At 60.0% G+C, this 21,868-nt stretch carries 14 protein-coding genes, 2 tRNA genes and 9 pseudogenes; 15 read left to right on the top strand and 10 right to left on the bottom strand.

The genetic code is table 11. The features are described from left to right. Both B4968_RS05910 and B4968_RS05905 read left to right on the top strand, forming a co-directional pair. Nucleotides 1-875: pseudogene (locus B4968_RS05910) on the top strand (thioesterase family protein); the annotation flags it as partial. A gap of 60 nt (nucleotides 876-935) precedes the next feature. Continuing rightward, a pseudogene (locus B4968_RS05905) lies at nucleotides 936-1,647 on the top strand (SDR family oxidoreductase). A gap of 124 nt (nucleotides 1,648-1,771) precedes the next feature. On the opposite strand, the pseudogene B4968_RS05900 reads toward B4968_RS05905, so the two are convergent. Then, nucleotides 1,772-2,635: pseudogene (locus B4968_RS05900) on the bottom strand (helix-turn-helix domain-containing protein). Between the two features lie 109 nt (nucleotides 2,636-2,744). On the opposite strand from B4968_RS05900, the pseudogene B4968_RS05895 reads away from it, so the two are divergent. The 3 genes and pseudogenes from B4968_RS05895 to B4968_RS05885 form a co-directional block, all read left to right on the top strand. Then, nucleotides 2,745-2,936 (top strand): annotated as a pseudogene (locus tag B4968_RS05895) (DUF2061 domain-containing protein); the annotation flags it as partial. 79 nt (nucleotides 2,937-3,015) lie between these two features. After that, the gene (locus B4968_RS05890) at nucleotides 3,016-3,957 is read left to right on the top strand and encodes a fatty acid desaturase (RefSeq protein WP_083097417.1); all 942 of its coding nucleotides are present in this window, start codon (nucleotides 3,016-3,018) and stop codon (nucleotides 3,955-3,957) included. Between the two features lie 18 nt (nucleotides 3,958-3,975). Next, nucleotides 3,976-4,881 carry a DMT family transporter gene (locus tag B4968_RS05885; protein ID WP_083097414.1) on the top strand — a complete coding sequence of 302 codons (906 nt, stop codon included), beginning with the start codon at nucleotides 3,976-3,978 and terminating at the stop codon, nucleotides 4,879-4,881. 71 nt (nucleotides 4,882-4,952) lie between these two features. Here the strand turns inward: B4968_RS05885 and B4968_RS05880 are convergent. Then, nucleotides 4,953-5,683: pseudogene (locus B4968_RS05880) on the bottom strand (NUDIX hydrolase). A 32-nt stretch (nucleotides 5,684-5,715) separates the two neighbouring features. Then, nucleotides 5,716-6,144, bottom strand: a complete 429-nt coding sequence (locus tag B4968_RS05875) for a DUF983 domain-containing protein (protein WP_083097411.1) — start codon at nucleotides 6,142-6,144, stop codon at nucleotides 5,716-5,718. Between the two features lie 227 nt (nucleotides 6,145-6,371). On the opposite strand from B4968_RS05875, the gene B4968_RS05870 reads away from it, so the two are divergent. The 4 genes from B4968_RS05870 to B4968_RS05855 all read left to right on the top strand — a co-directional run bounded on the left by B4968_RS05870 (nucleotide 6,372) and on the right by B4968_RS05855 (nucleotide 8,623). Continuing rightward, nucleotides 6,372-6,887 (top strand): EF-hand domain-containing protein, encoded by a 516-nt coding sequence (locus B4968_RS05870; protein WP_083097408.1) that lies wholly within the window; start codon nucleotides 6,372-6,374, stop codon nucleotides 6,885-6,887. Nucleotides 6,888-6,975: 88 nt separating this feature from the next. Further along, entirely contained in the window at nucleotides 6,976-7,605 is a 630-nt protein-coding gene (locus B4968_RS05865) for an RNA polymerase sigma factor (RefSeq protein WP_083097405.1), read from the top strand. Beyond that, nucleotides 7,598-7,723 carry a hypothetical protein gene (locus B4968_RS25135; RefSeq protein ID WP_277620925.1) on the top strand — a complete coding sequence of 42 codons (126 nt, stop codon included), beginning with the start codon at nucleotides 7,598-7,600 and terminating at the stop codon, nucleotides 7,721-7,723. The genes B4968_RS05865 and B4968_RS25135 overlap by 8 nt, the downstream gene beginning before the upstream one ends. Nucleotides 7,724-8,137: 414 nt before the next feature. Next, nucleotides 8,138-8,623: a periplasmic heavy metal sensor gene (locus B4968_RS05855; RefSeq protein WP_083097403.1), complete on the top strand. Its 486-nt coding sequence runs from the start codon at nucleotides 8,138-8,140 to the stop codon at nucleotides 8,621-8,623. A gap of 272 nt (nucleotides 8,624-8,895) precedes the next feature. Here B4968_RS05855 and B4968_RS05850 read toward each other — a convergent pair whose 3' ends face one another. Next, nucleotides 8,896-10,332, bottom strand: coding sequence for a diguanylate cyclase (locus B4968_RS05850; RefSeq protein ID WP_083097400.1), 1,437 nt, complete (start codon nucleotides 10,330-10,332; stop codon nucleotides 8,896-8,898). A 115-nt stretch (nucleotides 10,333-10,447) separates the two neighbouring features. On the opposite strand from B4968_RS05850, the gene B4968_RS05845 reads away from it, so the two are divergent. The 5 genes and pseudogenes from B4968_RS05845 to B4968_RS05825 all read left to right on the top strand — a co-directional run bounded on the left by B4968_RS05845 (nucleotide 10,448) and on the right by B4968_RS05825 (nucleotide 15,557). Continuing rightward, entirely contained in the window at nucleotides 10,448-10,732 is a 285-nt protein-coding gene (locus B4968_RS05845) for a DUF3572 domain-containing protein (RefSeq protein ID WP_083097398.1), read from the top strand. A gap of 99 nt (nucleotides 10,733-10,831) precedes the next feature. Continuing rightward, nucleotides 10,832-11,521 carry an HAD family hydrolase gene (locus B4968_RS05840; RefSeq protein ID WP_083097439.1) on the top strand — a complete coding sequence of 230 codons (690 nt, stop codon included), beginning with the start codon at nucleotides 10,832-10,834 and terminating at the stop codon, nucleotides 11,519-11,521. A 274-nt stretch (nucleotides 11,522-11,795) separates the two neighbouring features. After that, entirely contained in the window at nucleotides 11,796-13,349 is a 1,554-nt protein-coding gene (locus tag B4968_RS05835) for a trimethylamine methyltransferase family protein (RefSeq protein WP_083097396.1), read from the top strand. Nucleotides 13,350-13,946: 597 nt separating this feature from the next. Next, a pseudogene (locus B4968_RS05830) lies at nucleotides 13,947-14,532 on the top strand (heme NO-binding domain-containing protein). Between the two features lie 5 nt (nucleotides 14,533-14,537). Then, nucleotides 14,538-15,557: pseudogene (locus tag B4968_RS05825) on the top strand (diguanylate cyclase domain-containing protein). Nucleotides 15,558-15,784: 227 nt separating this feature from the next. Here the strand turns inward: B4968_RS05825 and B4968_RS05820 are convergent. From B4968_RS05820 to B4968_RS05795, 6 genes and pseudogenes are all read right to left on the bottom strand, one after another. Next, nucleotides 15,785-15,859: transfer RNA gene (locus B4968_RS05820), tRNA-Glu, on the bottom strand. A gap of 176 nt (nucleotides 15,860-16,035) precedes the next feature. Then, nucleotides 16,036-16,110 (bottom strand) — tRNA-Glu (locus B4968_RS05815). A 119-nt stretch (nucleotides 16,111-16,229) separates the two neighbouring features. Continuing rightward, nucleotides 16,230-17,976 (bottom strand): annotated as a pseudogene (recJ, locus tag B4968_RS05810) (single-stranded-DNA-specific exonuclease RecJ). A gap of 176 nt (nucleotides 17,977-18,152) precedes the next feature. Then, a complete protein-coding gene (gene glpX, locus B4968_RS05805) occupies nucleotides 18,153-19,145 on the bottom strand; it encodes a class II fructose-bisphosphatase (protein ID WP_083097394.1) in 993 nt (330 codons plus the stop codon). 167 nt (nucleotides 19,146-19,312) lie between these two features. Further along, nucleotides 19,313-20,600: pseudogene (locus B4968_RS05800) on the bottom strand (homoserine dehydrogenase). A 151-nt stretch (nucleotides 20,601-20,751) separates the two neighbouring features. Further along, on the bottom strand, nucleotides 20,752-21,015 hold the full coding sequence (locus B4968_RS05795; protein WP_162843561.1) for a hypothetical protein: 264 nt from the start codon (nucleotides 21,013-21,015) through the stop codon (nucleotides 20,752-20,754). Nucleotides 21,016-21,200: 185 nt separating this feature from the next. Here B4968_RS05795 and B4968_RS05790 point away from each other — a divergent pair, with 185 nt between their 5' ends. Next, complete coding sequence (locus B4968_RS05790) at nucleotides 21,201-21,809, top strand: TetR/AcrR family transcriptional regulator (RefSeq protein ID WP_083097434.1); 609 nt, start codon at nucleotides 21,201-21,203, stop codon at nucleotides 21,807-21,809. Nucleotides 21,810-21,868: the final 59 nt, after the last annotated feature.

The following is a 21,868-nucleotide window of genomic DNA, read 5'->3' as shown; positions in this document are numbered from 1 at the left end:
CAAAGACGGCATCGCCACGACTGAGGAGATCGACAACGCCATCCGCTATGGCTTTGGCATTCGCTGGGCGCAGATGGGTCTGTTTGGCACCTACCGTGTAGCGGGTGGCGAAGCAGGCATGAAGCATTTCATGGCGCAGTTTGGCCCCTGCCTGAACTCGCCCTGGACCAAGCTGATGGATGTGCCGGAATTCACCGACGAGCTGGTGGATCTGATTGCAGGCCAGTCGGATGCTCAGTCCGGCCACATGTCAATCCGCGAGATGGAGCGCATGCGCGATGATAACCTTGTGGGCATGATGCGCGCGCTTGGCGCCAATAACTGGGGGGCCGGGGCGCTACAGAACGCCCATGATAAAACCCTGGAAGGCGAGGCCGGGCTGGTCAATTCCATTGACGAGATCGCCGATCTGAGCCAGCCGGTGCTGACGCAAAGCCGCATCGTGCCGCTGGACTGGACGGACTACAACGGCCACATGACCGAGAGCCGCTATCTGGATGCCTTTGCGCAATCCACCGACCGGCTGATGGCGATCATTGGCTGCGATGCTGCGTAGATCGCCAGTGGCGGCAGCTTTTTTTCCGCCGAAACCCATATCCGTCATATTGACGAGGTGCATGCGGGTCATCCCATTCACATTACCAGCCGCGTTATCATGGGGCAGGGCAAGAAGATGCACCTGTGGCATGAGATGTTTGAGGGCGACAGGTTGCTGGCGACTGGCGAACACATGCTGCTGCATGTGGATCTGAAAACCCGCCGCTCGGCCCCGCCTGCACCGCATATCGAAGCCAAACCTGACCAGATTGGCCGAGGCGCATGCAGCGCTTGAAGCGCCTGAGGGTCTGGGCCGTGCCATTGGAGCGTCCCGGTGAGGGGTGAGCCCAAAAAACCGGGTTCTGATCACCGCCGGGGGCGCGGGCATTGGTCAGGCGATGGCCGAGGCTTTTGCGGCTGCGGGTTTTGCGGTCTGGGTGACGGATATCAGCGCGCAAAATCTGGCGGCCTTGACGGGGGACTGGCATAAATCGCAGCTCAATGCGGCGGATGAGGCAGGCGTAAAAGCGCTGTTCGAGGACATCGCGGCTGCTTGGGGTGGGCTTGATGTGCTCTGTGCCAATGCGGGCATTGCGGGGCCGACGGCGCTGGTTGAGGATGTGGCGCTGGAAGATTGGCGCAATTGCGTCAGCATCAATTTGGAAGGGGCGTTTCTGGCGGCGAAATACGCGGCCCCGATGATGAAGACGGCGCAGGCGGGCGCGATCATTGTGACCTCCTCAACTGCGGGGCAATATGGCTACCCCAATCGCGCGCCCTATGCGGCGGCGAAATGGGCGATGGTGGGGTTGACCAAAACCCTGGCGATTGGAGCTGGGGCCCTTTGGTATTCGTGCCAATGTGATCTGTCCCGGCGCGGTTGAAGGCCCGCGCATGGAAGGCGTGCTGCAGCGTGAGGCTGCAGCCAAGGGCATGAGCCGCGATGAGGTCTACCAGGGCTATGCCGCGGGCACCTCAATGGGGCGGCTTGTTGAAGCGCGCGATATTGCCAATATGGCGGTTTTCCTGGGCTCAGACGCGGCGCGGCTGGTGTCAGGGCAGGTGATCGCGGTGGATGGCCATACCGAGAACCCAGATCCGAAAGTATAGCGGCATTGCAGGAGGGGCAGGCTCAAAGCGCTGCCGCGCTTTGAGCCTGAGCGGCGCACGCTGTGCGCCTGACGCTGGGCGCAGGGTGGCTGCAGAACGCTGGTTTGGCGGGAGCGCTTTGGCGTTAGGAGCTGATTGCGGCGCGCAGGGCCCGGAGCCGTCCTGAAATCTGGCGGGCGGTGATGTCAGCCTCGCAGATCAGCTGATCAAAATGGAGGGTGAATGTCTCGATCCGTTCACGGTCGCGAAACGCCATATAGTGGCTGCCACCGTAAAAGACGCAAAGCAGTGGGCCAAAAATTGTCAGCGGCGCCGAAAACAAGCGTTTTGCGTCAAAGAGATAGATCCGCAGGCGTGGGTAGAGCTGCGTGGTGAGGCGTTCAAATTGCTCCAGCTGCTCCAGGCGGATATCTAACGGGAGCCCGGAGTAGTATCCGGAGGCATGCGCGAAGCTCTCGAGCTCATAGATCGGCATGGCGATCTCGTAGTCGGACTGGGACTGGCGCATCCAGGCCAGACGGTCTTCGGAGGCGCCGATGGCCTGGCCGGCGGTGCGCCCCAGATGCGGTGCATATTCCCACTCCAGCAGGGCGCGACTTTTTAACATGTCGGGCAGCGCGGCGGGCACGTGGCGGATCTTGTAGCCCGCCGCCTCGCGGTGCCAGTCAAAGATCCGCTGATCCACCAGGGCCCGGGGGGCCTCACTGAGGGAGAGGCTGGAGGCCAACAGCTCGGCAGCGCTTTCGGGGCGGTCCGAGAGCGACAGCAGCCAGTCGGCCGAGACCCCAAGCACCGCGGCACAGGCCCCAACCACATGGGCGTTGGGCAGGCGCGCGCCCGCATCATTGAGCAGCTGCGATATGGTCTAGCGATCCACCCCGGTTTGTCGCGCAAGAGCGCTCTGGCTCAAGCCGCTTTCGCGCAGGCTTCGGTTGAGGCGGGTTCGGAATTGTTCGGCCCGAAGGCGCTTGTCCATAATATGCGGCATGAGTTCACTATTATCACCATTGATGAGAAAAGTTAATCATATTCAGAATTCTGCACAAGGCGTTTGCCACCTAGTCTCCTGAAAACACATCCACAGGAGAAACAGGCATATGGAAACCCGCAAGCGATCCCTGGTGAAGGCGCTGGTCTGGAACGCAATTGGCCTTGCTTCCATGACATTGGTCGGCGTGGTGGCAACCGGCTCTGCCAGTCTTGGCGGCGCCATGGCGCTGGTGAACGCCGCCCTGGGTTTTGCCAGCTACCTGATCTATGAGCGGGTCTGGACCCGGATCAGTTGGGGCCTGTCCTATACGGGGGGCCTGTCCCATACGGGAGCACGGGCCGCTGCCGGGGGACGGGTCACTGCCCGGCAGCGGGCCAATGTCTGATCGCCGGGAAAACATCAGCCCCTCTGCTCTCATGCCCCGCGGAGTCGAGTGGGGGACTTTGGTCCTGATCCTTGCCAGTTATGGGCTTTGGTTTTCGGCACTTTTCTTCCTTCCGGATGTGAGCCTCGCCCTGACAGTGGGCTGCCTTGCGATTTTGGCCGCGTTGCATTCGTCGCTCAGCCATGAGGCGCTGCATGGGCATCCCTTCCGCAACCGGGGCCTGAATGAAGCGCTGATGTTCCTGCCTTTGACCCTGTTCATCCCCTACGGAAGGTTTCGCGACACCCATCTGGCGCATCACAAAGATGAGCGGTTGACCGACCCCTATGATGACCCTGAGAGCAATTTTCAGGATCCAAAGACCTGGGAGGGCATGACGATGTGGCGGCGCTTTGTGTTGCGGCTGAACAATACACTGCTGGGGCGGGTGACGCTGGGCCCCCTGCTGGGGCAGGTTTCATTCATGGCGGCAGATTGGCATTTGTGGCGCGGCAAGGATCGGGCCATTGGCCGGGCAGTGCTGCGTGACTGGCTCCTGCACCTGATCGGCGTGGCGCTGGTGGTCTGGATCACGCAGCAGACGCCAACGCCGCTTTGGGCGCTGTGCCTTGGGGCCTATGCCAGCCTTGGGCTGCTCAAAATCCGCACCTTTCTTGAGCACAGAGCACATGCCGACTGTAACGGCCGCACGGTTGTGATCGAGGATCGCGGTCCGCTGGCCTGGTTGTTTTTGCACAACAATCTGCACATCGTGCATCACCTGCATCCCGGCGTGCCCTGGCATGCATTGCCACGGCTTTACCGGGAAAACCGGCAGAATTTTCTTGAGGTGAATGAGGGCTATCACTACCGCAATTATCGCCAGGTTATCTGGCGCTACCTGCTGCGCAGCAAGGATCCGGTGCCACATCCGCTCTGGCCATCCAAGCCCTAGGTGGCCATAACGGCGGCTATGTTGATCTGGATACCCGTCACGCTTGCAGCTGCAAGCTTTCAGACCCTGCGGTTTATGCTGCAAAAGGTGCTGAGCTCTGTCACCCTGTCGCCCGGCGGCGCAACCTTTGCCCGCTTTTTCTATTCTGCCCCCTTCATCCTGACCGGAATGGCGCTTTATCTGGCGGTGAGCGGCAAGAGCCTGCCACCTCTGGGCGGGCAGTTCTGGCTCTATGCCGCAATTGGCAGTGTGTCGCAAATTCTGGCGACGGTCTGCGTGGTGGCCCTGTTCAAGCAGCGTAACTTTGCTGTTGGGATCACCTTTAAAAAGACCGAAGTCATCCAGACAGCCATCGTCGGTCTGCTGGTTCTCGGCGATGGCATCAGCGTCTGGGGCTGGGTGTCGATCCTGGTCGGGCTCAGCGCTGTGCTGGTGCTGTCAAAGCCGCCTGAGGCCACGGGCGCCTGGTGGCGCCACCTGACCAACACCGCGTCCAGGCTGGGGCTTGGTGCCGGCATTCTGTTTGCCTTTTCCGCCGTCAGCTATCGTGGTGCTTCGCTGCAGTTGGGCGATCTGGCGCCGGCCTTTCGCGCCGGGGTGACGCTGGCTGCTGTGGTGAGCCTGCAAACGCTGCTGATGGTGGTCTGGCTGTACTTTCGCGAACGAGGCGAGATCACCCGCGTCTGGCAAGCGCGCCGGGTTGCGATCTGGGTGGGACTGACCAGCCTGGGCGGATCCTTCTGCTGGTTCTGGGCCTTCAGCATGCAGAATGCCGCCTATGTAAAGGCGCTGGGTCAGGTTGAACTTCTGTTGTCTATCCTGGCCTCTGTGTTGTTTTTCAAAGAAACGATCAGCCGCCGGGAAATGCTGGGGATGGCGCTGCTGGTCCTGTCTATCCTGGCGCTTGGCCTTGCGGTCAGATAGCCAGGCAGAGAGGTTTCCCCCTCTGCCTGTAATTAGTTTGCAATTATTCTGTAATCAGTCTTTGATTGGGCTTAGTCCACACCGGGCATGGGGCGGCCTTTCAGACGCAAAAACAAGCTCTCTTCGTCGTTGTTGCAAAAGTATGGCACGCTGGTTGGCGGGCTGCGGTCTTGCAGGCGGCCTGTGACCTCGGCCAGAACCACCTCGGTGATAAAGGGCAAATCAAAGCTGCGCACCTCTTTCAGAGGGATCCATTGCAGATGGGACAGCTCATCACAGGCCTGCGAGAAATCATCCAGATCGCTGGCGATCTCGTCAGCATCCACAAGAAAGAACCGGGCATCAAAGCGCCGTGGACGGCCAGGAGGCGTCAGGGCGCGAAAGACGAACTGCAAAGCGCGCGCCGAAGGCAGATGCCCGGTGGCAGCAAACCCCTGCCAGTCGGGGCCGATTCATCCTGCCAGACACCGGGAGACCCAAGGATCAGGCCGGTTTCTTCCCAGAGTTCCCGAATAGCGGCAACCGCCAGCGCGTGATCCAGGCCTGCGCTGGCTTGATCTTCCAGCCGGACGCGGCAGACTTCGGGCAGCGGCTGCGCCAGGGGGACAGTTGCATCCGCAAGATCAACCGCGCCACCGGGAAAGACGAATTTATTGGGCATAAACGCCGCCTTGGCACCACGCTGGCCCATTAGGACCTTGGGGTTTTCGCTCATCCGGTCGCGCAGGGCGATAATCGTCGCGGCATTGCGGATCGCGGTTCTGTCCTCGGATGTTACGCCCTGGATCGCTGTTGTGCTCATTGGCCTCTCCCGTTTGGTCTGGTCAGAGGATGTCAGCTCTTTTTATCAAAGCCATGCATCCGGCGGGCCCACTGATAGGCAACCACCACTCCTTTTAGTCTGGGCAAAAGATAAAGCGAAGAGGCAGTGCAGCCAATCGCGAAAACGGAAAACGTTACGAGAGGTTCCGGGCGCCAGGTGAAATAGACCACATGCAGCAGCGGCGCCATGAGATGCCCGACAATCAGAATTGTCAGGTAGGCGGGACCATCGTCGGCGCGGGCCTGTGACAGATCAAGACCGCAGTTGCTGCAGTTTTTGTTCAGCTTGAGATAGGAGTGCAGGACCTGGCCTTTGCCACAATCGGGGCACCTGCGGCGCCAGCCTTTTGCCAGGGCGGGCCAGGTGGGCCGCATTTCGTGGGCGGCGCTCTGCGGAGAGCCGGATAAGGCGCTGGCGGCTGAAGCTTGAGACTCGGTCATATGTCACCTGTGTGTTTGGCGGCATCTTTGCGCGTTGGCGGCGCAATGAAAAGCACAAGGCAAACTCTGCGGCCCGATGCCGCAATTTTTGGGGGTCTGGTTTTTGCGGGGCAAATTTTTCAGGCCTCATATTTCTTGGGGCCTGAGCGACGGAAACCCGCGGGCTGCGCGTTTAGTCTGTGTATCCGGCAGCAAAGGGCTGCTTTGGAGCCTACAGGAGAACAGATATGACACAGGTCAAAACACAGGTGAAAATCGGGGCCACAATCGGTGCGGCGATCATTGCAGCAGCCGGTGTTCTGGGAGCAACAGCCGTTGCGGCCAAGTCAGGGTTTGGCGGTCCTGGTCCGCATATGCAGTTCGAAGAGCTTGATGCCGATGGCAATGGTGAAATCACCCAGGCCGAGATGACGGCACATAAGGCCGAGCGATTCAAGGCAGCCGACAGCAATGGCGATGGCAAGCTCACACCCGAAGAGATGCAGGCCATGGCGCAAAAGCGGATGGCGAAACGTAGCGAGAAAATGATCGAGCGCTTTGACAAGGATGGCGATGGCGCCCTCAGCGAAAGCGAGTTGCCTCAGCACGGTCGCCATGGTGATATGTTCGGAAAAATGGACAAGGATGCCAGTGGTGGGATTTCGAAAGAAGAATTCAATCAGGCCCGCATGCACCGCGGTGGCAAGCATTGGGGAGGCAAAGACGGGGGCTGCACCAAGGGTGCTCAGTCGGAGCAGAACTGATTATTGAACTGTGTTTCAGGCAAAGCCCATACGATCTGCGCGGCCCCCTTTGCGGGGGCTGCCAGAGGTGAGCGGAGGTTCTGGCGGTATGTCTGGCGAAGGTCCGGCGCAGGGTGTGCCCAGCGTGCTGCGCGGGGTGGCGTCGCAGGAAGCCGCCCTCAGCGATGACGCACTGCTGGTGCTTTATGCTAATGGCGACTCCCGGGCGGCTGCGGAATTGATGCAGCGTCTGGCGCCGCGCAGTTTTGGCGTAGCTCAGCGGGTTTTGGGGAACGCAGCCGAGGCCGAGGATGTCACCCAGGAGGCGATGATGCGTCTGTGGCGCATGGCGCCTGACTGGCAGCCGGGACAGGCAAAGGTCTCGACCTGGCTGTACCGGTTGGTGATGAACCTCTGTATTGATCTCAAGCGCAGGCAGCGCGGCGGCCATATTGATCTGGATGCAATCCCGGAACCTCCGGACCCGGCCCGTTCCGCACCGGAACACTTGCAGGAACTGGCCCGGCAGGATGCTTTGCAACAGGCGCTGATGCAGTTGCCAGAGCGGCAGCGTCAGGCGGTGGTTTTGCGCCATATAGAAGAGCTGACCAACCCCGAGATCTCGGGGATCATGGAAATTAGCGTCGAGGCAGTAGAAAGCCTGACCGCGCGCGGCAAGCGAACACTGGCAAAGATCCTTGCCAGCCGCCGGGAAGAACTGGGGTATAGCGATGTCTGACCAAGAGAAAGAACGGATTGCGGCGCTGATTGCGGCACGGGGCGCGTCTCTGAGTGAGGCGCGGGGGGAGATGGACGACCACTCTCTGGACAACCCACAGGACTGCCCACAGGATTAGTCCGCTGGACAGCGCTCTGGACGCACCCCTGGAAGAGCTCTTTGCCACGGCACGCCGGGCTCGGCCAGATGTGCCGGTAGCGCTGCAAGCGGCAATTCTGGCCGACGCGGTCTTACTGCAGAAAACCCGGAGTGAAGGTTTGGCCAGCCAGTCAGCGGATCAGGCCGCGAGACAAACAGCTGGGCGGCACAGCACTGCGCACCGGATCTGGCGGCAATTTGCTGCTGCGGTCGGGGGCTGGCCTGCGTTTGGCGGGATGGCAGCTGCCAGCCTTGCGGGACTTTGGATCGGCTTGGCGCCGCCAGCGTTTCTTCCTGACCCTGTCGAACGCTTTGCTGCGTTCTCCAGTGGATCGCAACTGATAACTGACTTGGGCTATGATGTGAGCCTGTTGATGGGCGATGAGGTGTTCGAATGACCAAAGAAACTACGCAGGGGCTGCGGCCCTGGCTGAAAGCGGTTCTGGTGGTGTCGCTGGCCCTGAACCTTGCGGTGATCGGGCTTGGCGCAGGAGCCGCCTGGCGGTTTAAGGATGGCGCTCATGGGGCGGGTCACCCTCCGATGCTGGGTCGGTTTATCTTCAAGGATCTTGGCCGCAAGGAAGTCCGGCGCCTGTTGCAGGACAGGGGAGGGGAGACGGGGGGCGTTCACGACCGCCGACGTGGAGAAATGGAACAGGTCATCGCTCTTTTGCGGGCCGAGACACTGGATGCCCCGGCGGTGATGGCCGTTGTCGAGGCGCATATTGTTGAAACCGATGGGTTTATACGCTCGGTTGCCCAGATCTGGGAACGCCGCCTTGAAGGGATGAGTCTGAAGCAACGGCGCAAGCTGGCTGATCGCATGCAGCGGCAGATGGAGAAGGGGCCCCATCACAGGAAGGGGCCGGGCAGGGATTGATAGCCAGGGATTGATAGACAGAGATTAATTCACTGGGACTGTGACAGGCGGTGATGTGCCATTTGAGCCTGAATGCGGGGCGTCGCGGTTTTGCGGCACCTCTTCGCATGCGGTGGGTGGGATTTGTGGGTGGGATTTGATGAGCTCTGTCAAGATATGGCAAGCGTGCCCGTGCATCTGCACTCGTAACTGCCACCGTATCAGCTCTCGACAGCCCTTGCAGCCTCACGCCGTAACCTCGCAGCGCTCGCGCACTAGGAGGCCGCCCGGTCTTAGGCTGCAGCTGTGCGGTTTTTGCTGAGGGTAACCTGATTGCGACCGGCATTTTTGGCGTCATACAATGCCCGGTCCGCCTGTGAGATCAGCTCTGTCACGCAGCTTGCGACCCTGTCAGAGCCGCGTCTTTCGCCATGGTCGTCTTTCCGGGCCAGATCACGGCCAATCACCGCGCCAATGCTGATTGTAACCGCGATGGGGCTGGCGATCCCAGGAACCTGAAACGGTTGGCTGTTGATGGCATTACAGAGGGCTACTGCCGCCATGCCGGCAGAGATCTCGTCGGCGCCGGGCAGCACGATCATGAATTCTTCACCACCGACGCGCGCCACCAGATCAACTGGGCGCAGCTGGTCCTGCAGGCGCCGTGCGGCCTCTATCAGAACAGCATCCCCCGCAGGGTGGCCATATTCATCATTGATCCGCTTGAAGTGATCAAGATCGGCAAGCATCAGCGCAAAGGTGTCACCGCTTTCGGCCGCGCGCGTGGCGGTGCGGTCCAGAAAGGGCTTGGCATAGCGGCGATTATAAAGCCCGGTCATCGGATCCTGCACGGCGGCGCGCAGCCCGTTGCGCACGCTGTCACGCAGCCGGTCATTGCGGGATTTATACTGCAGTTGCGTGGTCAGGCGCAGGGCCAGTTCTTCGACATCAAAGCCAGCCTGCAGCACGTCATGCGCCCCCCGGTCCAGCGCTTCGGCTGCGATCTGAGGGTCGGCAGGATTTGGCAACGCGATGACCACCGCTTGCCGGGTGGCGGCCCGGGCGCGCAGATCTGCCAGTAGTCGCAGGCCCGGACCTGCAGAGGTCTCGTTCAGCTCAACGACAAAGACATCCGCAACCGGCGCGCTCATCATCAGTTTGATATCGTCGAGCTGGTGGCAATGCAGATCGTAGGGAACGTGTTCCCCAAGGCGCTCGGCCCAGGCCTGGGCGGTCTGGGTGTCTTGTGCGATCAGAGCAACGCTGGCCTTTAGGCAGTCGGGGTGCCCTGCGCGATCCGACAGCGGCAACACAAACCCATGCGAGGCATCGCGCTGCATGTGCAATTCTTCATTGGCGCTGCGGGCACGCAGCAGGCTGCGAATGCGGGCCTGCAGGATGACATCATCCACCGGCTGCGGCAGCACATCATCAATCCCGGCCGACAGGGCATTCAGACGGCGCTCGGACGCATTTGACTGGGTGATAGCGATGACGGGAATATCGGCGAGCATCTCGTCCTGGCGCAGCGCTTCCTTGACATCAGCGGCGGTGCCATCGGGCAGCGCCATGGCGGTCAGCACCAGGTCGGGGCGGCTGTGGCGTGCGGCCTCGAGCACGTCTGCCACGCAGTCGGCCTGTTCCACGGCATAGTAGGCCGCCGTCAGCTGAACCTTCAGCATGATGCGGTTGGTGGAGATACCATCTATGACCAGGATCGTTCCTTGCACGCGGGTCGCCTTTCATGCCTTGTGCTCGCTACACTGGAAGTTTCCGTCAGACTGGTTAATAAACTGTTTCGGGTTTTTACTAATTTGTCCGCAACGTGTCAGGAATGGGTCCGCCATGCAGTTTTCCGCCGATCAAGCCGAGGTCATTGCCCTCAGGGCTCTTACCTGGCTTATGTCAAATGATGAGCTGTTACCGGTGTTTATGGGCACGACGGGCGCTGCCGAGGCCGATCTGAGGGCAAATGCCGCAGATCCGGAATTTTTAGGCTCGCTGCTCGATTTCTTAACAATGGACGATGCCTGGGTGGTTCAGTTCTGTGATCAGGCAGGTCTGTCCTACGAGGTGCCAATGATGGCGCGCATGGCTTTGCCGGGCGGCGCGCAGGTGCATTGGACCTGAATTCAGGTGTTATTAGCCGACATTCAGCCGACATGGGGCTTGCGCCGCCGACGTTTGCCGATACGGTTCGCGCCAGATCAAAACATGCAAGGAAATATGATGCCGGTGGATGCCTTTCTCTTTGACAAAGACGGAACGTTGTTTGACTTCGCGGCGACCTGGAACTCCTGGGCTGCGGATATGCTGGAGCATCTCTGCGAGGGGGATGACGCACGGGCAGAGGCCATGGCCACGGTGATCAGTTTTGATCGTACTGTTGGTGCGTTTAACGCCGACAGTCTGGTCATTGCGGGCTCAAACGGCGAGGTGGCGGCGGTTCTGGCCCCCTTTGTGACGCAGATGAAAGAGGCTGAGCTGGAGCGGTTTCTGGCCAAAAGCGCGGCCTCTGCGGCCCTCAGCGAGGCGGTGCCTCTGGCCGATTTTCTCGACGGGCTTTTGGCGCGTGGCAAAGTGCTGGGGGTGATGACCAATGATGCGGAAATCTCGGCCATCAGTCAGCTTGAGCGTTCGGGCGTGCTGGACCGTTTTGCCTTTGTGGCGGGGTTTGACAGTGGCCATGGGGTAAAGCCGGATGCGGACCCGCTTTTGGCCTTTTGCGCCGCCACCGGAGTTGCCCCAGATCGCACCGCCATGGTGGGCGACAGTCTGCATGACCTGGTTGCCGGCGCGGCGGCAGGCATGATGCGCATTGGCGTGCTGACAGGCATGGCACAGCACGATGATCTGGCGCCACATGCGGACGTGGTCTTGCCCAATATCGGGCATATCCCTGATTGGCTTGATCGCTGAGCCTGCGGACCTTTTCAATTCTGTCTCAGGCTGTTCACCGGGCTGTTCGCCAGTCTATTTTCCGGGGCGTTTGCGAAGGGAATTCGTTGGGCAGGAGGGTTTGGTCTGTGTAGAACTGGGCACTTCTGTACAGAAAAACCTGCGCAGAGGGGGGAGAAGAGAAAAAACGACAGGATATGTCGTGAACGGACAGGTCAGCGCAGGCTGAATTGGGCCTGTTGCATGTCAGAGCAGGGTCTCACCCCAGAGGCCGCGATTATGCAGGGAGACGGTCATGGCACGCGAAACAGGCAGACGAGGCGGCGGGCGGGCCGGGGCTGCGGCACGACGTGGCAAGGCAACTCTGCAGCAGATGCCCTGGTCCATTCCGGTCAATATTGATCGCCCCATAGAGCCGCTCTCGGCGGAAGGGGTTGCCGCCGTGCACGATGGTGCCATGCGCATTCTCGAAGAGATTGGCATCACCTTCCTCAATCCCGAAGCGCTGCAGATCCTCAAGAAAGCAGGCTGCAGGGTTGAGGGCGATCTGGTGCGGATGGATCGTGACTTTGTCATGGAGATGGTCGCCAAGGCGCCCAGTAGCTTTACCATCACGCCGCGCAATCCGGACCGGGCCCTGCCGGTGGGGGGCAACCATATCCTGTTTGGCAATGTCTCGTCACCGCCAAACTATTGGGATGTGGACCTTGGCAAAAAAGTGGCAGGAACCCGCGAACAATGCCGTAACCTGCTGAAGCTTACCCAGTATTTCAACTGCATTCATTTCGCCGGCGGCTACCCGGTTGAGCCGGTGGATATCCATGCCTCGGTGCGCCACCTGGATGTGCTCTATGACAAGCTAACGCTCTGCGACAAGGTCATGCATGCCTACTCCCTGGGCAAAGAACGGGTCGAAGACGTGATGGAGATGGTGCGCATTGCCGGCGGGCTGAGCGAGGCTGAATTTGAAGCCACGCCAAGGATGTACACCAATATAAACTCTACCTCACCGCTCAAACATGACTATCCCATGATAGACGGCTGTCTGCGGCTTGTGCGGCGGGGGCAGGCGGTGGTGGTGACCCCCTTTACCCTGGCGGGGGCTATGGCACCGGTGACAATGGCGGGCGCTGTGGCGCAGTCGCTGGCCGAGGCGCTCTGCGCCATTGCTCTGTTTCAGTATGTGCGCCCCGGCACGCCCTGCGCCATTGGCACCTTTACCTCGAATGTGGATATGAAATCCGGAGCCCCCGCCTTTGGCACCCCTGAGTACATGCGCGCCACCCAGATGACCGGCCAGATGGCGCGGTTCTACGGGCTGCCTATGCGCTCTTCCGGGGTTTGTGCCGCCAATGTGCCGGATGGCCAGGCGATGTGGGAGACCTCCAATTCCCTGTGGGCGGCAGTGCAGTCGGGCACCAATATGGTGTATCATGCGGCGGGTTGGCTGGAGGGAGGGCTGATCGCAAGCCCGGAGAAATTCATCATGGACTGCGAGGTTCTGCAACAGATCCAACGCTACATGCAGCCCGAGATCTGCGCCACAGGCCCCGACGAGATTGCACTGGATGCCATCCGCGAAGTTGGCAACGAGGGGCACTTCTTTGGTCTCCAGCATACGCAGGACCGCTATTCCACGGCCTTTTATCAACCTTTCCTGAGCGATTGGCGCAACTATGAGGCCTGGGAGGCTGCCGGAGCGGTTTGGACGCCAGAACGGGCCAACAAGATTTACAAGGATATTCTGGCCGAGTTTGAAGCGCCGCCAATGGAGGCAGCGGTTCATGATGAGCTGAAGGATTTTGTTGCGCGCCGGAAATCAGAAGGGGGCGCACCTACGGATTTCTAGGCGGCGGCATGCTCCTGTGAACCTCTTTGCAGGTTTGACGCGCCTGAACGCGCTGGCGACCTTTTACCGGTCGCGGGCATCTCGCGCTGTTTTTTTCTGGCTTAACGCACCGGGGAATTGAATTTTAGTAAATTATATCAGTTAATTAACTGGTGTTTTTTCTGGGCGGTCACCTTTTGAAGCGGGGGCGGGCTGGGGACACGCCGGTAAGGGCCCTGAATTTGACGGGCAAAAAACCTGTCTTGTGGCCGCTACACCTGTGCTTTTGAGCTCTCCAAAGTGATTTCTTGTCACACTGCGGTCGTCGGTGTGTGGTTTTTCTTCCCCGTTTCCATTTGAGAGGCTATGAACGCTTTCAATATGAGGCACCGACTCGACTGGACCTGGAAACGCTTGCCCGGCGCAGTTGCTGAGGTGCTTTTTACGGGTATCGTTTACGGCGTGTTATTGAGGTGCAGCCATTATTGGGCAAGAGCGCCGACACGCTGAGGTGGTTTGACAGAATTCGGAGCGGTAAACTCCGTCAAATTTTAGTTGTTGGGCGTATCTTAAGGATCCGGCCCCAAATATGTACGTGGCGTAACAAGGGGCCAATTGATGCACGGTCTGATCAACAGAGCTATCCAGGCCTTCGTCGTCAGTACCTACGGGGAAGAGCGGTGGGTCGACATTATGGATACTGCGGATCTCGGCTTTGATCAGTTCGAGGCCATGTTGATCTATACGGATGAGCAATCCGACAAAATGCTCAAAGCTATGGAGCGGTTCTCGAGCGCCCACTGCCGGAGATTTTAGAAGACACGGGGACCTTTTTGGTCTCCAATCCTCAGGTTGAGGCCCTGCGTCGGCTGCTGCGTTTTGGGGGCGTCAACTACGTAGAGTTCTTGCATTCGCTTGATGACCTGTCGGACCGGCGAGACTGGCGGTTGCCGATCTGCATTTGCCGCCGCTGGAACTGGTCGAAAAATCCCCAGGTCAGTTTGATTTGATCTGCCAGCCCGGCCTGCCGGGCTATGCCTATGTTATGATGGGGGTTTTGCGCGCAATGGCAGATGATTACGGCGATCTGGTTATTCTGGAGCATCGCGGTATGCAAGACGGCGCAGAGGTGATCTCGATCACTCTGGTCGAGACTGATTTTGCAGAGGGGCGGATCTTTGATCTAGGGGCGCATACCTTATGACGAACATGAATGCTGATGAACTGACCACGATTGCGGACAGCCTCTGCCCGATGCATGCCGTGATTGATGCCTCGGGGCGACTGGTCAGTGTTGGGCCTACGCTCAGAAAGCTGCGCCCGGGTTTCCAGTGGGAGGGCAAAAGGTTTTTCCGTGTCTTTGATCTTTCGCGTCCTCGTTGGGTCCGCTCAATGGATGATTTGTTGCAAACCGCTGGCGCCAAGCTCCATTTGCAGTTCCGTGACACACCGCAAACCAGCCTGAAGGGGGTGCTTGTGCCTCTGCCAGAGGGTCGAGGGGCGTTGATCAACCTTTCGTTCGGGATTTCGGTCCTTGAGGCGGTGCGCGACTATGATCTGACCAGTGCCGATTTTTCCCCCACCGACCTTACGATTGAAATGCTCTACCTGGTTGAGGCCAAATCCGCCGCCATGGAGGCGTCCCGGCAGTTGAACCTGCGTTTGCAGGGCGCAATGATTGCGGCAGAGGAGCAGGCTTTTACGGATACTTTGACAGGGCTTAAAAACCGTCGCGCTATGGATCATATTCTGAAGCGTCTGATTGGTACCGGCACTGATTTTGCCCTGATGCATGTCGATCCGATTTCTTTAAAGAGGTGAACGACACCCTTGGGCATGCCGCCGGTGATGCGGTCTTGCAGAATGTTGCCAAAGTGATGGTCGATTGCACCCGACAGACAGATACGGTGGCCCGCATTGGCGGCGACGAGTTTGTGATCCTGTTTGAGGGCGTTAACGAACCCAAGATTCTCGAGGCTCTGGCCAAACGCCTCATTTCTCAACTGCAGGAACCGGTCCCCTATGGCGGCAGGCTTTGCAAGGTTTCGGCCAGTGCAGGAACCGCATTGTCGGTGTGGAATAACACGCCGTTTGAAGCGGCCGAAATCCTGCATCAAGCGGATCTGGCGCTCCTATGCTGCGAAACGAGCCGGCCGATCCCAGCACTGTTTCTACGAACAGGGGATGCAAAAGGACGAGCCACAGCCGACGCCAACCGGCGCGTCCTGAGGGATGTAAAACGGTCGAGGATGGGGCTCGCGCCAGCAATGCAGTATCCGTGGATTTTGAACACTGGCTGATTAGCTGACTGGCTGGCAGCCGCTCTAACAGCATGTCTAAATCGGAGTTGGCCCAACGGGTCAAAACACTGCTGTGATCTCACCAATGCTCATGAGCAAATTGCCAAGGAAGCAATCATAAGTGGCAATCATAAAGGTGATCTGAGGAGGGAGAAGTGGCAGCCCGTAGGGGAGTCGAACCCCTCTTTTCAGGTTGAAAACCTGACGTCCTAACCGATAGACGAACGGGCCACTATTTGTTTGGCTGTATTACTTAGTCACAGGCCGCTACGCAAGAGGCTAATTTGCAAAAATTCACGGTTTTTCGCGAGGCGTTAAGTGTCTGAACAAAAGTGAAATATTTCGTCTTCAAATCAAGCGCAGAGGCTGCGCCTGCACGATAAAACGATGAGTGTGAAGAAGAACAGTGGCAGCCCGTAGGGGAGTCGAACCCCTCTTTTCAGGTTGAAAACCTGACGTCCTAACCGATAGACGAACGGGCCACTTGCTGTGGAGCGGTGTTTAGTTTCTCCCGGCCAAAGCCGCAAGGTAAAAAGGGCCGATTAGAGAAATTTTTTGCACCATGTGGATTTCCCCCTTAATTCAAGGCGGTTACAGCAGTTCAGCTGGAGGCAGCCGCGTCTTCCAGTCGCAATTGCGGGCTTTGTCGGCCTCCCCAGGTGTTGATTTTCAGCCGACCTGCAAAATGGAATCGCGCGCCACCATGCTCCAGCAGACGTGGCCCCAGTGCTGTGTCAAATGCGCCAAAGCAGATGGCATCAAGACTGCCGCCCATACCGTCGGTCAGCGAGAGCTTCAGATGGGTCTCGCCGATGCGTTTGGCAAAGCGCACGGCCAAATCGGGAAAGGCATAGCGCGGCGCTGCTGCTCCGGCACCAAAGGGCCCCGCTTGTTCGATTTGTTCGATCAGATCAACAGAGGCCGCGCCCGGCATGAGCATGCCGTCCAGTTTCAAATCCGACGGGCCGAGATCCCCGGCGCCCTGTTTGGCCAACAGCTCGCTGAGGCGCTGCATCGCGGCCTCCAGCTTATCTTCGGCAAGGGTGAGGCCCGCAGCCATCTTGTGGCCGCCGCCCTTGATAAAGAACCCCTCGGCGGTGGTGCGCTGAATGGCGGCGCCAAGATCAATGCCCGTGACGGAACGGCCAGAGCCCTTGCCCTCGCCATTGTGCAACCCGATGACCACGGCGGGGCGTCCGGCGGCTTCTTTCAGGCGCGAGGCGACAATGCCAACGACACCGGGGTGCCAGCCTTCGCCTGCGGCCCAGACCAGTGGGGCGTCAAAACCACGGGCCTCGGCCTGCTCCATCGCGGCGGCCCGCACGGCGTTTTCAATGTCACGGCGTTCGGTGTTGAGCTGATCCAGACGTTCGGCCAGGGCGGCGGCCTCGTGTGGATTGTCCGTCGCCAGCAGGCGTGCGCCGAGATCCGCCTTACCGATGCGGCCACCGGCGTTGACACGCGGCCCCAGCAAAAAGCCCAGGTGATAGGTCGAGGGGGCCGCATCCATGCGCGAGACATCCGCCAGCGCCACCAGACCGGGGCGCTGGCGGGCGCCCAGAACCTTTAGGCCCTGCCGGACCAGCGCGCGGTTGGCGCCAATCAGCGGTGCCACATCGGCCACAGTGGCCAGCGCCACCAGATCCAGCAGGCTGAGCAAATCAGGCCCCGTCCCCAGGCCTTTTTCACGGGCCTGACGGCGGGTTTCGACCAGCATCAAAAACACCACGCCAGCCGCGCAGAAATAGGCCCAGATCGCCGTCTTCGTCCTGACGGTTAGGGTTCACCACCGCGACGCAGTCGGGCAGGGTTTCTCCGCCCAGGTGGTGGTCCAGCACCACCACATCGGCGCCTTTGGCGGCCGCAATCGGCCCATGCGAGAGGGTGCCGCAATCGACGCAGATGATCAGGTCGTGATCGCGTGCCAGCGCCGACATGGCCTCGTCGTTGGGGCCATAGCCCTCGTCGATGCGGTCAGGGATATAGAGCGTTGCCTGCAGGCCCATGGCGCGCAGCCAGACCATCAGCAGCGCAGCAGAGCTGCCGCCATCCACGTCGTAGTCGGCAAATATGGCAATGCGCTCACGCTTTTCCACCGCCTGCAGAAACCGGGTGGCGGCCACTTCCATATCTTTCAGGCGGCGCGGATCGGGCAGCAGCTCTTTGAGTTGCGGGGTGAGAAACCCCTTTGCCTCATGGGCGGGCACACCGCGCCGGGCCAGCACCTGACACAGGGGCGCGGGCAGGCCGGTCTGCTGCTGCATATGTTCGGCGGCGCGCTCAAGGTCGATACCAAGGCCAAGCCAGCGGCGTCCTGTCAGTGAATTCTCAACCCCAAGAAAGCTCATCGCTGTTCCCTCTGTTATTTGTCAAAAAGGCCGAACCCCGATGGATCCGGCCCTTTGAAAAATGTCGTACCTGGACGTGCTGCCTGCTGGCCTGCCTGATAGATGACCTGATAGATCACCTGCCAACTGACCTGTCATCGAGGCCTACCAGCCAACCCTGCGGCTGTTGTTTACGCTTAGAGTGCGTCAACCGGTGTGCGGTAGGACATGCGGCGGACCGATCCGGTTTTGGAGCGCATCAACAGTGTGGTGGTCTCAACCCAGCCGGGTTGGCGCTTGATCTCGGGCAGGAGGGATCCACCCGTGACGCCAGTCGCGGCAAAGATCACGTCCTGGGTCACCATCTCGTCGCGGGTATAGATGCGGTCGAGATCGGTGATGCCGGCCTTGGCGGCGCGGCCCTTTTCGTCATCGTTGCGGAACAACAGGCGGCCAAAGATCTGACCTCCCATGCATTTCAGTGCAGCGGCGGCCAGAACGCCCTCGGGGGCGCCGCCCTGACCCATATACATGTCGATACCGGTGGTGGCGGATTCGGCGCAATGCATGACACCAGCCACGTCACCATCGGTGATCAGGCGGATCGCAGCACCGGTTTCGCGCACTTCGGCGATCATGGCCTCGTGGCGGGGGCGCTCAAGAATGCAGACGGTGATGTCAGAAGGCGCACAGCCCTTGGCAGCAGCCAGTGCTTCTACGCGGGCGCGCGGCGACATATCCAGCGAGACAACGCCCTCGGCGTAGCCGGGGCCAACGGCCAGCTTGTCCATATAGGTGTCGGGGGCATGCAGCATCGAGCCGCGTGGTCCCATGGCGATAACGGTCAGCGCGTTGGGCATGTCCTTGGCGGTCAGCGTGGTGCCTTCCAGCGGGTCCAGCGCGATATCAACGCCGGGGCCTTTGCCGGTGCCGACTTCTTCGCCAATGAACAGCATCGGCGCTTCGTCGCGCTCACCTTCGCCGATCACCACGACACCTTTGATGTCGAGCAGGTTCAGCTGTTCGCGCATGGCGTTGACGGCAGCCTGGTCGGCGGCTTTTTCGTCGCCACGGCCAATCAGCGAGGCCGAGGCCAGTGCGGCCTGTTCGGCAACACGGGCGAGGCCGAGGGACAACATGCGATCATGGAAGGGGGCGTCTTTGGCGACGTCGGGGGTGGTCGAGGTCATACTCAATATCCTGTTTCAATCCGTACGGGCTGCCTGTCGCATAGCCTTTTGCAGGGGCGGCGGGCAAGGGATGATAGCTTTCGCTTGGGCGGTTAAGGCGCGCGCTGTGCTCTGGAGGGAGCATATTTGCGCGCGTTTATTCGGTTTTGTTGGGTTTTGAACTGGTTTTACAGCTCTTCAATGCGCAGCGCGACCGGGTCCCCAGCAACGACACCGGTTTTTGCCAGCGCCTCGGTGGCGGTGTCCAGCATAGCAGAGGTGCATTTATGGGTGACAATCAGCACCGGAGCCGTGGGCTCGGAGTGGCCGTATTGGCGCATCCGGTCGATCGAGACACCGGCATCGCCAAGCGCTGCGGCCACTTTGGCGAGGGCTCCGGGTTTGTCCTGCAGCGCCAGACGCAGATAGTAGGGGGCAGGCAGGCCGGTCTGGGCGGCAGGGATCTCTTGCAGCGTGGTTGCCGGTTGGCCAAAGGTGGCAATACGCAAGCCGCGTGCCAAATCACAGATATCGCCAAGCACCGCACTGGCCGTTGGCCCTTCGCCAGCACCGGGGCCCCGCAGCACCACTTGCTCTACTGCGTCGCCTTCGATCACCACCATATTGGTGCCGCCTTCCAGCTGTCCCAGCGGTGAGCTTGCTGGCACCAGACAGGGGGTCATGCGCTGCTCCAACCCGCGGCCGGTGCGCTGCGCCACGCCAAGAAGTTTGATGCGGTAGCCCATATCGGCGGCATGACGGATGTCATCGATGGCAATACGCTGGATGCCCTGCAGCACCCACGTCATCAAAGGCGGGTTTGCTGCCAAAGGCGATTGAGGACAGCAAAGCCAGCTTGTGCCCCGCATCAATGCCGCCAACGTCCAGATTGGGATCGGCCTCAAGGTATCCAAGGCGGCCGCATTCCTCGAACAGGGTGTTGTAGCCGTCGCCAGTGGCTTCCATCCGGGTGAGGATATAGTTGCAGGTGCCGTTCATCACGCCCATGATCCGACTGATCTGGTTGCCGGCCAGCCCTTCGGTGAGGGCTTTGACAACAGGGATGCCACCGGCAACGGCGGCTTCAAAACGGATCACTTGTCCGGCGGCCTCGGCCTGTTCAGCCAGAGCCTGGCCGTGGATAGCCAGCAGCGCCTTGTTGGCGGTGACCACGTCCTTACCAGAGGCCAGAGCCGCCTCGGTGGCCTCTTTGGCCGGACCTTCATGGCCGCCCATCAGTTCGACAAAAACATCGACATCGTCGCGTTTGGCCAGAGCAACCGGATCGCTCTCCCAGGCATAGCCGGTGAGGGACACGCCACGGTCCTTGTTGGCGTCGCGGGCCGACACTGCGGTGATGACCACCGGGCGGCCTGTCCGCATCTCCAGCATTTCAGCCTGGCGACGGACGATTTTGACCACCCCCACGCCAACCGTGCCCAAACCTGCAATCCCAAGACGAAGCGGTTTTGTCATAGCCGGAGATCCTTATTTTGTATCCATCAGTGTTGTCCCGCCTTAGCGGGTTCAGGGAAAGGGTGCAACGGCGCTGGCAGGGCGCGTGGGATTTTGCCCTGAAATACCCGAATCTGCGTGCCCTGATTGTTGTGAGCTGCCGCGTCTTTGCTCAATTTTGCGCGCGGCGCAGCGCCTCGGCGCGCCGTTCCAGATTGCTGCTACGCGCTTTCAGCTCCTGTTCCAGCTCGGCACTTTGTGTTTCGGGGGCGGGCAGGGGCGGCAGCAGGCCCTCTATTGGCAACAGATCCGGATAGTCGGCATTGCGCAGATCGGGCGTGACCTGATTGTTTAGCTCAGGCTCATGGGTACACTGTGCAAGCGCGGTGGCGCCGAGGCAGGCGAAAACAAGCATCAGGGGAAGGCGGCGCATCATGTCACTCTTTCGTTTGTTACCCCTTGATGCACAATCAGGCTGCAGGGTACAAGCAACGCGTCCAGACTATGCGTCCAGGCTATGCGTTCAGTGGCGGCACCTTTTTCGGGTCAGGTTCATTTTGTGCGCGCAAATTCGCGGCCAGGGTCTTTTTTCTGAACAAATGTTCAGTTACCGTCCCGGTTATGGCACGTACTCAAGGTTCTCATTCTGATATCACAGGCCCGCGCATTCGCGCCGCAGCGCTGCGGCTGTTTGCGCAACATGGCTATGCGGCCGTCTCGATGCGCCAGATCGCCAAGGAGGTCGGGGTGCAGGCCGGTGCCTTGTACAACTACACCCCAGATAAACAAAGCCTGCTCTACACGCTTATGGAAGGTCATATGCGTGAACTTTTGGCGGCTTGGGGCTCTGAGAGGGCATTGGGGGCGGATATTCAGGATCCACCAGATGCCATGGCGCAGCTGGAGCGCTTTGTGCGCTTTCACATCGGCTTTCACATGCAGCGCCCGGATGCGGTATTCATCGCCTATATGGAATTGCGCAATCTGACCGAAGAGAATTTTGTCGCGATCGAAACCTGGCGGCGCGCCTATGAGGATGCGCTGGAATCGGTGCTGAAACAGGGGGTGGCTGCGGGGCAGTTCACTATTCCCGACACCAAGATCGCCACCCTTGCGGTGATTGCCATGCTGAACGGGGTGATGACCTGGTATCGCAGCGGCGGCCGTCTGTCGCTTGACGAGGTGGAAAGCGTCTATTGGGATATGGTGCGCAAATCGGTCACCGCCTGAGGACCACGTCATGCCTGTGGGTTGTGGCGGCGAGCGAGGTTATCCCCCGACCGCCGCTT

Origin of the sequence: Pseudophaeobacter leonis (assembly GCF_002087335.1) — a bacterium.
GTDB classification, from domain to species: Bacteria; Pseudomonadota; Alphaproteobacteria; order Rhodobacterales; family Rhodobacteraceae; genus Pseudophaeobacter; species Pseudophaeobacter leonis.
The sequence above is the reverse complement of the archived record's forward strand: the minus strand, read 5'-3'. Positions and strand labels throughout refer to the sequence as shown.